The following is a 12,529-nucleotide window of genomic DNA, read 5'->3' on the forward strand; positions in this document are numbered from 1 at the left end:
AATAATGAGCACGATACAGAGCGCACTGGCTGGCATGATCGTCCTATGCAGTATTGCCTTCTCAGGATGTAGCAAGGACAGCGCTGCAGCAGAACAGGAAGTTCCATTTGTCATGGTGACCACACCGAAAACTTCACATCAGGAATTGAAAAGCTATGCCGGTGATGTCCAGGCACGTCAGCAAACGGCACTGGCGTTCCGGGTAGGCGGACAAGTCACCCAGCGTTTTGTCGATGTCGGTGATCAGGTAAAAGTCGGGCAGGTCTTGGCGACCCTAGATGTGAAAGATGCTCAACTTCAATTAAATGCAGCACGTGCCCAGCTGGAAAGTGCTCAATCGGCCAGTAAAATTGCTCAGGATGAATTACAGCGCTTCAAGCAGCTGTTACCGACCAATGCTGTGAGCCGCTCGCAATATGATGCGATTGAAAATCAATATAAGGCAGCTGCGTCAAATCTGAAACAGGCTCAGTCCAATTATGATACGGCCAAAAACCAGACCGCTTATAACCAGCTCATTGCCAATAAAAATGGGGTGATTACTGCACGCAATATCGAAATTGGTCAGGTCGTTGCAGCAGGGCAGGCCGCCTTTGAACTGGCAATTGCCGGTGAGCGTGAAGTCGTGATTGGGGTTCCTGAACAGGCAATTTCCGAAATTAAAACCGGTCAGCCAGCCTGGGTGACTTTATGGTCCAAACCGAATGAAAAATTTGCTGCCTTTGTTCGTGAGATTTCACCTGCAGCAGATCAATCGCGTACCTTCCGGGTGAAAGTGGCTTTACGCGAAGGTAATAGCCAGATTCAGCTCGGTCAGAGTGCCCGGGTGTTCTTTCAGAATAGTCAGGACAATATCCTTAGCGTTCCTTTATCCAGCGTTTCAGCGACCGATCAGCAGGCTTATGTGATGATAGTCAAGCCGGATCATACCATTCGTAAAGTGCCGGTTCAGCTCGGCGCTTATGGCCGTGATTCTGTGCCAGTCCTCAGTGGGTTAAAGGCTAATGACTATGTGGTGATTGGTGGGGTGCATCTTCTGCGTGATCAGCAAAAAATCAATCCGATTGACCGTGAAAACCGTAGTGTGAAAATTCAGGCAGGGAGTTAAACATGAACTTTAACCTGTCTGAATGGGCCTTAAAGAATAAAGGTCTGGTACTGTATTTCATGATCCTGCTCGGTTTGGTAGGTATCGTGTCCTATTCCAAACTGTCACAAAGTGAGGATCCGCCGTTTACCTTTAAGGTGATGGTAATCCAGACCTACTGGCCGGGTGCCAGTGCTAAAGAAATGTCCTTACAGGTCACCGACCGGATTGAAAAAGAGTTGATGACTACCGGACAGTATGACCGGATCATGGCCTATTCCCGTCCGGGGGAATCCATGGTGACTTTTATTGCCAAGGATTCTTTGGCTTCCAAGGATGTCGCAGATGTCTGGTATAACGTTCGTAAGAAAATCAATGATATTCGCCATGAATTACCGCAAGGCGTACAAGGTCCATTCTTCAATGATGAGTTTGGCGATACCTTTGGCAACATCTATGTCATCAAGGGTAATGACTTCGATTATGCCACGCTTAAAGAATATGCCGACCGTTTGCAATTGCAGCTACAGCGGGTCAAGGATGTCGCCAAAGTTGAACTGATTGGACTCCAAGACCAGAAAATCTGGATCGAAATCTCCAACACCAAAGCTACCCAGCTCGGTATTCCGATCACTGCCATTCAGCAGGCACTGCAGCAGCAAAATGCCATGACTCAGGCGGGCTTTTTTGAAACCGGTTCTGACCGGATTCAGGTGCGGGTCAGTGGTGCGCTGAATAATGTCGAAGAACTGCAGCAGCTACCTTTACTGGTGAATGGCAAGACCATCCAGCTTGGCGATGTGGCGGAGGTTTATCGTGGCTTTACTGATCCAGCACAACCGCGTATGCGCTTTATGGGCGAAAATGGCATCGGTATTGCCGTATCGATGCGTAAAGGCGGCGACATCATTGCCTTGGGTAAAAATCTGGAACAGGAATTTGCCCGGTTGCAGAAAACTTTGCCTCTGGGGATGGATCTGCAAAAAGTTTCAGATCAGCCGGTAGCGGTGAAACGCAGTATTAATGAATTTATGAAAGTTCTGGCCGAGGCCGTGATTATTGTTCTCTTGGTGAGTTTTTTCTCACTCGGTTTTCGTACCGGTCTGGTGGTGGCGTTCTCGATTCCACTGGTACTGGCGATGACCTTTGCCGGGATGCAACTGTTTGATGTTGGCCTGCATAAAATTTCTCTGGGCGCCCTGATTCTGGCACTTGGCCTTCTGGTGGATGACGCGATTATTGCCATTGAAATGATGGCAATCAAAATGGAGCAGGGCTTTAGCCGCTTACAGGCGGCCGGTCATGCCTGGCGGACGACTGCTTTTCCAATGCTGACCGGAACCCTGATTACTGCTGCCGGTTTCCTGCCGATTGCGACAGCAGCATCCAGTACCGGGGAATATACCCGCTCGATTTTCCAGGTGGTGACGCTGGCGTTATTAGTATCTTGGATCGCAGCCGTCCTATTTGTGCCTTATCTGGGTGACAAGCTCCTGCCAGATTTCAATAAAGATCTGGTGCAGAGAGCACCATGGTATCAACGTCTCTGGGCGCGTTTAGGCAAACGCCCTGAACCGGAGCCGCTGGTGCATCATGCCGGTGAACATCATGATCCTTATCAAACCAAGTTCTATCAGGGCTTTCGCCGTTGGGTGAATATCTGTGTTACCTACCGTAAAACGGTCATCGCGGCGACTGTCGGGATTTTTGTGCTATCCATTTTGATGTTTAATCTGGTGCCAAAACAATTCTTCCCGCCATCGAACCGTGCCGAAATTCTGGTAGATCTGAAACTGGAAGAGGGCGCTTCATTAAAAGCGACTGAAGCGGCAGTGAAAAAAGTTGAAAACTTCCTGTCCAAACAGGAGGGGATTGATAACTATGTGGTCTATGTTGGTACCGGTTCACCGCGTTTCTATTTGCCATTAGACCAGCAATTGCCGCAAGCCAGCTTTGCCCAGTTTGTGGTATTGGCTTCATCACTTGAAGACCGCAATGAAATCCGTAAATCCTTAAGCGACCAGATTCGGGTGCTGTTACCAGAAGCCCGTACCCGGGTGTCTCTGCTGGAAAATGGCCCACCCGTGGGCTATCCATTACAGTTCCGTGTATCGGGTGAAGACCTGGGATTAGTCCGTCAATGGGCACAGAAAGTTGCAGCAACGGTCGGAGACAATCCGAATACCACCAATGTGCATCTGGACTGGGGCGAGCCAAGTAAAGTGATTAAACTGGATATCGATCAGGACCGCGCCCGTCAGCTTGGCGTGAGCAGTAGCGATTTGGCCAATTTCCTGAATAGCTCGATTTCTGGAACAGCGATTGATCAGTACCGTGAGAAACGTGAGCTGATTGAAATCCGCTTACGGGGTGATCAGGCTGAACGTGTCGATGTCGGTTCACTGAGTAGTCTGGCAGTACCGACTACGAATGGGAGTTCAGTTCCTCTGGCCCAGATTGCCAAGATCGAATACAGCTTTGAAGAAGGCCTGATCTGGCATCGGAACCGCTTGCCGACCATTACGGTACGGGCTGATATCCGGACGCAACTGCAACCGGCAACCGTGGTGAATGAGTTGAAAGATCAACTTGAGCGGCTCAGATCAGAAATGCCAAGTGGCTATCTGATTGAAGTAGGCGGGACAGTCGAAGAATCTGCGCGAGGGCAGAATTCAGTGAATGCGGGTATGCCATTGTTCCTGGCAGTGGTGATGACTTTGCTGATGATTCAGCTCCGAAGTATCTCACGTGCCTTCATTGTCTTCCTGACAGCGCCATTGGGTATTATTGGCGTGGTCTTATTCCTGTTAATTTTCAATAAACCTTTTGGCTTTGTGGCCATGCTGGGCACGATTGCTTTGTCAGGAATGATCATGCGTAACTCGTTGATTCTCATTGACCAGATTGAACAGGATATTCAGGCAGGTGAATCGCAATGGAATGCCATTATCAATGCCACAGTGCGCCGTTGCCGTCCGATTGTCCTGACTGCACTGGCTGCCGTTCTGGCCATGATTCCTTTATCCAGAAGCATTTTCTTCGGACCAATGGCGGTTGCCATTATGGGAGGATTGATCGTTGCAACGCTATTAACGCTGTTTTTCCTGCCAGCCTTATATGCACAATGGTTTAAAGTGAAAAAAAGTTTAAATTCTGTTTAAATTTGTCATAATTTCAGGTGCGAAATATTGAAAATTTCAATATAGTAGTGCCTGATTTTTTAATAATTCAAAAAAGACATACTGCTGCGGAACTTGCTTGTGCTGGGCCGCACACTAAGGTTGACTAAACATGACTCAAGACACACTCACCAAGATGCGACGCTCCGTGGCGATGGCTTATGTCTTCATGTTTTTTGCTTTGTTTACAGTGGTGAGCGGCATATTCGCCTACTGGTATGCACGTAAGGTGACCCAGATTGATTATGCCGAAGTCTGGTTACAGGCACAGGCACTCTGGATCATGCGTAATATTGTAATTTATTCAGTACTCGCGATTTTTGCAGCGCTCTGGTTCATTCCATTATTTTTCTTCGCCTGGGATAGCCAGCTTTGGGTGAAAGCCTGCACAGTCGCAGGTGTAGTATTCAGCTTTATTGCCATTATTTTCCTCATTAATGCCTGGTTCAAAGGCATCTTCAAATTTTCTCAAAACAAAGCCGTATTCTAAGCTTTCAATTTTTTTTCAGAATTCCCCTTGTAAAGCTGGGTTTAACCCCAATTTTAGACCACAGTCAATATTAAATAGAATTCCGTGAGGAGCATCGCCAGACATGGCTAAACGTGATTATTATGAGGTTTTGGGCGTCTCTAAAACCGCTAGTGATGATGAAATTAAAAAAGCCTACCGTAAGTTGGCGATGAAATATCATCCAGACCGTAACCCGGACAATCCTGAAGCTGAAGAGAAGTTTAAAGAAGCTTCAGAAGCGTATGAAGTTCTGTCAGACAGCGAAAAACGCAGCATGTACGACCGCATGGGCCATCAAGCCTTTGAAGGTGGTATGGGCGGTGGTGCTGGCGGCTTCGGTGGTTTCAGTGCGGAAGATATTTTCAGCCAGTTTGGGGATATTTTCGGTGGAGCCTTTGGTGGGGGGGGCCGTGGCCAGCAACGTCAACGCCGTGGTTCAGACTTACGCTATGTGATGGAATTGACGCTTGAAGAAGCAGTCAAAGGCGTTAAGAAAACCATTACTTTTACTGCACCAGCACCATGTGACGCCTGTGATGGTAAAGGTTCTAAAAATCCGAACGATGTTGAAACCTGTCCAACCTGTCATGGTGCCGGCCAGGTACGTATGCAGCAAGGTTTCTTCTCGGTACAGCAAACCTGTAGTACCTGTCGTGGCCAGGGCAAGATCATCAAGAATCCATGTAATAAATGTCATGGTTCAGGTGTATCTGACCGTCAGCAAACTTTGGAAGTTACTATTCCAGCCGGTGTGGACAATGGCGACCGCGTACGTTTGACTGGTAAAGGTGAAGCGATTCGTGATGGCCAATCAGGTGATCTATACGTTGAAGTCGTGGTACGTGAACACGAAATCTTCCAGCGTGACGGTGCAGATCTGTATATGGATGTGCCAATTTCAATTGCGGATGCAGCTTTGGGTAAAGAAGTTCAGATTCCGACATTAGATGGTCGTGTCAGCCTGAAAATTCCTGAAGGTACGCAAACCGGTAAACTGTTCCGCCTACGTGGTAAGGGCGTGAAACCAGTACGTTCAACCATGCAAGGTGATCTGCTTTGCCGTGTTGTTGTAGAAACACCAGTGAACCTGACTGCACGTCAACGTGAACTGTTGAAAGAGTTGCAAGCGACCATGGAAGATGAGGGCAGCCAGTCTTCTCCAAAGAAAAAATCTTTCTTTGATCGGTTGTTTGACTGATCTGGATAGATAAAAAAGGACGCTCAGGCGTCCTTTTTTATAGCTTAAATTCGGAAAAGATGTATAAGTTAATTATTAGATAAAAATAATGAGAAAATTATTCTTTTAATAGTATTGGCTTTTTAAGAAGGATTTATATCCCTCACGCAGAGAAATATAAATCCTGTCATATTATTGCGCTTCAGTTGCTTGAGCTTCTGATGCTGGAGCTTCGCTTGCAGGTGCTTCAGCAGCTTGAACTTCAGATGCAGCTGTTTCAGTTGCAGCAGGAGCTGTTTGTGCTACTTCTTCAGCAGCAAAAGTTTGTGATGCAGCAATTAACGCTATCCCGGCAAAAGTTAATTGAACTAATTTCATATAAATTTCCTTGTATTAAAAATAGTGTACTACTCAGTACACTTGGCAAAAATGTTGACATAAAATGTAGATATTGATGTTTTTTTGTGTGTAATTATGTTTGGTAATGTAATTTGATGTTATTTAAATAATTGAAATATAAGATTAATCATTAATCTCATAAAATTGAGCAAGTGGCAAAATATATAAGAAAATGGATTTTTTAATGTGATGTATGTCACATATTTGCACATCTAAAGAATGAAATTTAATTTAAATTCTAAAAGAAAAACCCCAGCGTCCTGCTGGGGTTTTTCGTATGGGTTCGCTCGGTATAACTCCTGTCGTACCTTACTGTCCTTGTGCTGATCTATTGTTATTCTTGTTTGGAACTTCCTGTTCCTGATGAGTTCATCATAGGAAACTTCCAGTATTCTGGATAGCAGCAAAAGGCCGAGATTGATGTGAGCCAAAGCGTACAAAGAGTCCGATTACTACTTTTGCCAGACAGGGAAAATACTTTGTCACCTCATCATCAGGATATGAAAATCCTGAATTAATGATCTCTCTATTCATTTGACTAATAAAATATTATGAATAATCTGAAATATTAAAAGAATTGTTACAAAAACTGGTTCCTATTAAATTTTTAGCAAACATGAGATTATTAAGAAATTGATATATAAAATTAATTTTTAGGCCGACAATCTTGCTAAATAGGAATGATTTAGACGGTTATTTAATCTATCAATTCCTCAAAACTTGCAGAACTTTTTCTCATTTGTAATCCTTGCGACCAAGGGTGTCTAGCTGAGCTAAGGCAGGTATTTGTTGTAGTCGGGCCGCTACAACTGATAACAGGTGCCTGTATGTTTAATTTAAAGATTTTTAATAAGATCTCTACCGAAGTTTTGACCTTGAAAAATGACCTTGAGCTGAATTCCGAGATTCAACTCATCACTAAATATAAAACATCTATTTGTGAAGATTATAAAAAAGCGATTGTGTTGATCTTTAAAGAACGTGGATATACCAGCTTGGAAGTCGGTCAACTACTTGATGCTTGATCCTTAAACATTCCTAAATTTAAAAAAGTATGGATTTATACTTTCATTTACCCAAGCAATCCATCGCGCTTCATCGAAAATAATGCCATGCGCTAAAGGCATATGCTTCAGTACACGATAATGGGTATTTAGTTCAATAATATCAGTAATACTTATATTGCTGAGGCGGTCAAGTTGGAGTTTCAATATATTTCCCTTAAATGCAAATGATCTGAATATGAAAAATCAAGATAATACGTAGTATGGGAAAATATTTTTTATTTTATTAAATTCAATTATTTAAAATTAAAATTTAATTCTTATTAACTAGAATTCTTCTTTAAATAAGTTTATCTCTGACTAACCATTTAATCATTATTCCTCCAATGGAAATATTTTTCTTTTTACTCGTCCATAAACTATTGTTGATATGGACTGCATATCAAAATCCCTCATGACCTTCTTTAATTCTTTTCATTGATTTTTATGCGATCAATCTTAGTGTTATGAGCGAGTTTTGCTATAGTAAGAGCAATTTCGAATCAACATCAGGACTATGTTATGTCAGCGACACCACGCATTGGGATTTTAGGTGCAGGCGGCCGTATGGGACGCATCCTTATTCAGGCGGTGAAAGAAGCCGGTTACCAATTGGCAGCAGCTGTTGAGCGCCCTGAAAGCTCATTGATTGGCGCAGATGCCGGTGAACTGGCTGGTGTAGGGAGCTTGGGTGTAAAGGTTGTCGGCCATCTTGAAGAAGTAGTTAAAGACTGTGACGTAGTGATCGACTTTACTGCGCCTGCTGCGACGGTGAATCATCTTAAAATCTGCCGTGAAAATGGCGTTGCGATCGTGATTGGTACTACTGGTATGAATGACGAACAAAAAGCTTATCTGGATGAATCTGCAAAAGAAACTCCAGTGGTCTATGCAGCGAACTATTCGGTTGGTGTGAACGTTTCGATCAAACTGCTAGAACTTGCCTCTAAAGTCTTTGGTGATACGGTTGATATTGAAGTGATCGAAGCACATCACCGTCATAAGGTAGATGCGCCATCAGGTACAGCTTTAATGATGGGTGAAGCAATTGCCGGTGCTTTAGGCCGTGATCTGAAAAAAGATGCGGTATATCACCGTGAAGGGCATACAGGTCCTCGTGAGCGTAAAAGCATTGGTTTTCAGACCATTCGTGGCGGTGATATTGTCGGTGAACATACTGCAATGTTTATTGGCGAAGGCGAGCGTGTTGAAATTACGCATAAAGCAACCAACCGTATGAACTTTGCAGCGGGTGCCGTACGTGCCGCAGCTTGGGTTGTTGGCCGTGATGCACGTAAATATGACATGAAAGACGTACTTGGTTTTAACGATATTCAAGTATAAATTTTCGTCAAAATCCTATATAAAAATAACTTAAAACTAAAATAAGATGACAATGGAATGAAGAAATTAATATTAATGGCGTGTGCTGTAGCCTTTGCCGCTACAGCACAGTCGACCTCTGTGCAGAATGCCAAGCTCAGCATTAATAAAAATAATATTAAAGTCTGGACCTATCAGGATGAACGTAATCCCGTTTTTCTCTATAAAGCCGAAACCACCTACAATGTCCCGATTGAGAATGCCGTTTCTCTGATTCTGGATGTTGATCATGCGGTGAAATGGGTGCCTTATATGGGCAGTATCAAGGTGCTGTCGCGTGATGATAAAAAAGGCGATTTCACCTTGTATATGGTGCTGGATTTTCCATTTCCTTTAAAAGATCGTGATCTGATCGTGCAAGGCAAAATGATCAAGGATGCCAATGGTCAGATCATCATCAAGAATAAAGCAATTCAGACTGGGTATGCCCTAAATCCGAATTATGTACGTTTGACTGATTATCAGGGAGACTGGACCTTCCAGAAACTGGCGAATAACAAGGTTAAGGTATCGACTTATGGCTATGCCAATCCTGAAGGTTCGATTCCTTTAACCTTTGTGAATATGTTTGTGCAACAGCAGCCTTATCAGATGCTGCAAAAGATGAAAACCGAACTGGCTAAACCTGTGACAACGCCTGTTTTACCTGAAGCTTTACGCTAAATAGCTAATATAAAAAAGTCCGCATCAGGCGGACTTTTTTTATGAAGGAAATTTTAAGAGTATTGCTGCGCAGTCATATCTTGCTGTGGAGCCAGTTTCATTTGAATTAAAACCAGAAGCAAAGCAACAGCACTCAGACTAGCACCGGCAAATGAAACCGCACTATAGCTAAGTCCCAAATTCAGCACACTGGCACCTGCAATTGCACCCAAAGCATTCCCAAGATTGAAAGCACCAATATTTACTGAAGAGGCCAGTCCAGGCGCATCATAAGCCACGGACATGACTCGCATCTGTAAAGGCGGAACTACAGCAAAGGCAGCAGCACCCCAGATGATTAATGCCAGACCTGCGCCAAGAGCTGTGCTTGCCAGAATCGGGAAAAGCAGCATCATCAGCATAAGCAAGATTAAAAAGCCGATCAGGGTTTTATTTAAGGATAAATCTGCAAACTTGCCACCTAGATGATTACCAATCGAGAAACCTACCCCGATCAACACCAGCATCAAAGTAATCAATGCAGGGGAAGCCTGAGTAAAACTTTGCAGACTCGGGGCAATATAAGTGTATAGGGCAAACATGGCCCCCGCACTCATCACGGTAGTCAATAAAGCTAAAACAACAGGCAGGCGGGTCAGGACTTGCAGCTCCTGCCTTACATCCGGTTTCTGACTGCTTTGGCCTTCTGATAAGGCTTTCCATAGGGAGAACATGGTCAGCACACCAAGCAGGGAAATACCCAGAAAAGCCATACGCCAGCCGATATGTTGTCCTATCCAGGTTGCTAGTGGCACCCCGCCAATATTGGCAATGGTCAGGCCCATAAACATCATGGCTACGGCACTGGCCTGTTTATCTTTCGGAACGACACTGGCAGCGACAACTGAACCAATCCCAAAGAAAGCACCATGGTTCAAGCTGGTGATGATCCGTGCCCCCATCAGCCCCAGATAATTAGGCGCTAATGTCGCCAGAATATTACCAATCGTAAAAATCGCCATCAGTAAAATGAGAGACTTACGTTTGGAATAACGGCTTAACCAGAGGGTCATTAGCGGTGCACCCAACATCACACCTAAAGCATAGGCACTGATTAGCATCCCGGCACGAGGAATCGAAATCTCCAGATCACGGGCGATTTCTGGCAGAAAACCCATTGGAGAAAATTCAGTGGTACCAATTGCAAAGGCGCCAACCGCCAGTGCAAGCAAAGGAAAATTAACTTTCATGGTTTCTACTTAGTCCCAGAGGGGTGCCAGTTGTTCCGGATCAACTTCGCGGCCATTGCGCTCCAGGGTGCTGATCAAGGCCATTTCTTCCTGGGTCAGCTGTATCTCCTGCGCTGCCAGATTGGCAAGCAGATGTTCACGTTTGGTTGAAGAAGGAATCACCGCAAAGCCTTTTTGTAAGGCCCAAGCCAATGCAATTTGTGCTGTCGAAGCCTGATGCTGGGCAGCAATTCCTTGCAGGATGGGATCATTCAGCACTTTGCCATAAGCCAGTGTCATATAAGAAGTGACATCAATCTTCTGAGATTGTAGGAAACTGACCAGACGCTGATTTTGCAGATAAGGACTGAGTTCAATCTGGTTGGTTACGATATGCTCTAGACCAATCGTATCAATGGCTTGTTGGGTCAGCTCAATATTGAAATTGGACACACCGATATGCTCAGTCAGACCTTGCTGTTTGGCTTCTAATAAAGTCTGCATCAGCTCAGGAATTTGAACGCCTAAACGAGGTGCAGGCCAGTGAATGAGCGTTAGATTGACTGCATCGGTACGTAGTTTATGCAGGCTTTCTTTGAGGCTTGGAATTAATTTGTCTGGTGCGTAATGATCTGTCCAGATTTTGGTGGTAATGAATAGCTCGTTACGATTAACTTGGCTTTCTGCAATAGCCTGACCCACTTCCGCTTCATTGGCATAAATCTGTGCCGTATCTACGGCGCGATAACCGACTTCCAGGGCTGTTTTGACTGAATCAATGACGGTCTGTCCAGACAGGCGAAAGGTACCGACACCAAATTGAGGAACAATATTCATAGCTTTAATCTTTAAGTATTTTCGATGTTGAGTATTTTGTGCTTTTTATTGTTGCGAAAAAATAGCTGAATTTGCAAAATATTATTGACCGAAAATCAATAAAAGAGTGACAAATGAAATCGACGATTGAAGAATTACAGGCTTTTGTCACTATTGTGGATAGTGGTTCTATTGTCATGGCGGCAGAGCGTTTGGGACAAACCACTTCGGGTGTCAGTCGGGCATTGCAACGTCTGGAAAATAAGTTAAATGTTACTCTTTTAGAAAGAACCACACGTAAGCTGAAACTGACTCAAGAAGGCCAGCTATTTCTAGAAAAGGCGCGCAAAATTCTCAATGATCTGGCAGAAGCTGAAGATGCCTTACTGAAATCAGATAGTGATACTTCAGGATTGATTCGGGTCGATTCAGCGACACCTTTTGTACTGCATGTAATCGTGCCGCTAATTCAGGAATTTATGCAGCGTTATCCCCACATCGAAATTGAACTAAATAATCATGATCAGGTGATTGATCTGCTGGAACATAAAACCGATGTCGCGATCCGCTTTGGAGAACTGCATGATTCCAGCCTGCATGCCAGATTATTATGCCGCAGCCGTTTGTATATTGTGGCCAGCCCTGAATATTTACAGCAAAAGGGCAGACCGCAATCAGTGGCAGATTTATCGGAGCACACTTTGCTGGGATTTAGTCAGCCTACGCATTTGAACACCTGGCCGATTCGGCTGGATGGCGAACCTATCATTGTAAAGCCAAAGATTAGAGCACCCAATGGGGAAACGGTTCGTCAATTGGCTTTATATGGGGTGGGTATTACTTGTCTGTCACGCTTTCTGGTCGAGGACGATTTGCAGGCGGGTCGTTTAGAGGCGCTATTTGAAGAGCAGATTGAGCTAGATTATCAAAAAATTCATGCGGTCTATTACCGTCAGGAGCATTTGCCTAAACGGGTACATCTATTTATTGAATTTCTGGCTCAGAAGCTGGCTAAATATTTATAAACCAATTATTTGCAAATACAGCCATAAAAAAATCTGCC

General features: G+C 44.4%; 11 protein-coding genes. 8 read left to right on the forward strand and 3 right to left on the reverse strand.

Annotated features, from left to right (window positions below):
* Positions 1–4: 4 nt before the first annotated feature.
* From ACEWB7_RS08765 to dnaJ, 4 genes are all read left to right on the forward strand, one after another.
* Positions 5–1,108, forward strand: a complete 1,104-nt coding sequence (locus ACEWB7_RS08765) for an efflux RND transporter periplasmic adaptor subunit (RefSeq protein ID WP_411580636.1) — start codon at positions 5–7, stop codon at positions 1,106–1,108.
* 2 nt (positions 1,109–1,110) lie between these two features.
* A complete protein-coding gene (locus tag ACEWB7_RS08770) occupies positions 1,111–4,248 on the forward strand; it encodes an efflux RND transporter permease subunit (protein ID WP_411580637.1) in 3,138 nt (1,045 codons plus the stop codon).
* A 130-nt stretch (positions 4,249–4,378) separates the two neighbouring features.
* A complete protein-coding gene (locus ACEWB7_RS08775; RefSeq protein ID WP_104426832.1) occupies positions 4,379–4,756 on the forward strand; it encodes a hypothetical protein in 378 nt (125 codons plus the stop codon).
* A gap of 103 nt (positions 4,757–4,859) precedes the next feature.
* Positions 4,860–5,975 (forward strand): molecular chaperone DnaJ, encoded by a 1,116-nt coding sequence (gene dnaJ, locus ACEWB7_RS08780; RefSeq protein WP_034703346.1) that lies wholly within the window; start codon positions 4,860–4,862, stop codon positions 5,973–5,975.
* Positions 5,976–6,146: 171 nt separating this feature from the next.
* On the opposite strand, the gene ACEWB7_RS08785 is transcribed toward dnaJ, so the two are convergent.
* Entirely contained in the window at positions 6,147–6,332 is a 186-nt protein-coding gene (locus ACEWB7_RS08785) for a hypothetical protein (RefSeq protein ID WP_005233192.1), read from the reverse strand.
* 848 nt (positions 6,333–7,180) lie between these two features.
* Here ACEWB7_RS08785 and ACEWB7_RS08790 point away from each other — a divergent pair.
* From ACEWB7_RS08790 to ACEWB7_RS08800, 3 genes are all read left to right on the forward strand, one after another.
* Positions 7,181–7,378, forward strand: a complete 198-nt coding sequence (locus ACEWB7_RS08790) for a hypothetical protein (RefSeq protein ID WP_004780426.1) — start codon at positions 7,181–7,183, stop codon at positions 7,376–7,378.
* Positions 7,379–7,918: 540 nt separating this feature from the next.
* Positions 7,919–8,740: a 4-hydroxy-tetrahydrodipicolinate reductase gene (dapB, locus tag ACEWB7_RS08795; protein WP_034704877.1), complete on the forward strand. Its 822-nt coding sequence runs from the start codon at positions 7,919–7,921 to the stop codon at positions 8,738–8,740.
* Positions 8,741–8,797: 57 nt separating this feature from the next.
* The gene (locus tag ACEWB7_RS08800) at positions 8,798–9,442 is read left to right on the forward strand and encodes an START domain-containing protein (protein WP_175966481.1); all 645 of its coding nucleotides are present in this window, start codon (positions 8,798–8,800) and stop codon (positions 9,440–9,442) included.
* A gap of 53 nt (positions 9,443–9,495) precedes the next feature.
* On the opposite strand, the gene ACEWB7_RS08805 is transcribed toward ACEWB7_RS08800, so the two are convergent.
* Both ACEWB7_RS08805 and dkgB read right to left on the reverse strand, forming a co-directional pair.
* Positions 9,496–10,671, reverse strand: coding sequence for an MFS transporter (locus ACEWB7_RS08805; RefSeq protein ID WP_411580638.1), 1,176 nt, complete (start codon positions 10,669–10,671; stop codon positions 9,496–9,498).
* Positions 10,672–10,680: 9 nt separating this feature from the next.
* Positions 10,681–11,487, reverse strand: a complete 807-nt coding sequence (gene dkgB / locus ACEWB7_RS08810; RefSeq protein WP_312209136.1) for a 2,5-didehydrogluconate reductase DkgB — start codon at positions 11,485–11,487, stop codon at positions 10,681–10,683.
* A gap of 113 nt (positions 11,488–11,600) precedes the next feature.
* Between dkgB and ACEWB7_RS08815 the strand changes: the two genes are divergently transcribed.
* Entirely contained in the window at positions 11,601–12,491 is an 891-nt protein-coding gene (locus ACEWB7_RS08815; protein WP_284879658.1) for a LysR family transcriptional regulator, read from the forward strand.
* The last annotated feature ends 38 nt before the right edge of the window (positions 12,492–12,529 follow it).

Origin of the sequence: Acinetobacter sp. NIOH-H-8 (assembly GCF_046635365.1) — a bacterium.
Classification (GTDB): Bacteria; Pseudomonadota; Gammaproteobacteria; order Pseudomonadales; family Moraxellaceae; genus Acinetobacter.

Bases quoted from the DNA above. Each gene is read 5' to 3' on its own strand.
- ACEWB7_RS08765 (WP_411580636.1), top strand. From the start codon at position 5: ATGAGCACGATACAGAGCGCACTGGCTGGCATGATCGTCCTATGCAGT.
- ACEWB7_RS08770 (WP_411580637.1), top strand. From the start codon at position 1,111: ATGAACTTTAACCTGTCTGAATGGGCCTTAAAGAATAAAGGTCTGGTA.
- ACEWB7_RS08775 (WP_104426832.1), top strand. From the start codon at position 4,379: ATGACTCAAGACACACTCACCAAGATGCGACGCTCCGTGGCGATGGCT.
- dnaJ (WP_034703346.1), top strand. From the start codon at position 4,860: ATGGCTAAACGTGATTATTATGAGGTTTTGGGCGTCTCTAAAACCGCT.
- ACEWB7_RS08785 (WP_005233192.1), bottom strand. From the start codon at position 6,332: ATGAAATTAGTTCAATTAACTTTTGCCGGGATAGCGTTAATTGCTGCA.
- ACEWB7_RS08790 (WP_004780426.1), top strand. From the start codon at position 7,181: ATGTTTAATTTAAAGATTTTTAATAAGATCTCTACCGAAGTTTTGACC.
- dapB (WP_034704877.1), top strand. From the start codon at position 7,919: ATGTCAGCGACACCACGCATTGGGATTTTAGGTGCAGGCGGCCGTATG.
- ACEWB7_RS08800 (WP_175966481.1), top strand. From the start codon at position 8,798: ATGAAGAAATTAATATTAATGGCGTGTGCTGTAGCCTTTGCCGCTACA.
- ACEWB7_RS08805 (WP_411580638.1), bottom strand. From the start codon at position 10,671: ATGAAAGTTAATTTTCCTTTGCTTGCACTGGCGGTTGGCGCCTTTGCA.
- dkgB (WP_312209136.1), bottom strand. From the start codon at position 11,487: ATGAATATTGTTCCTCAATTTGGTGTCGGTACCTTTCGCCTGTCTGGA.
- ACEWB7_RS08815 (WP_284879658.1), top strand. From the start codon at position 11,601: ATGAAATCGACGATTGAAGAATTACAGGCTTTTGTCACTATTGTGGAT.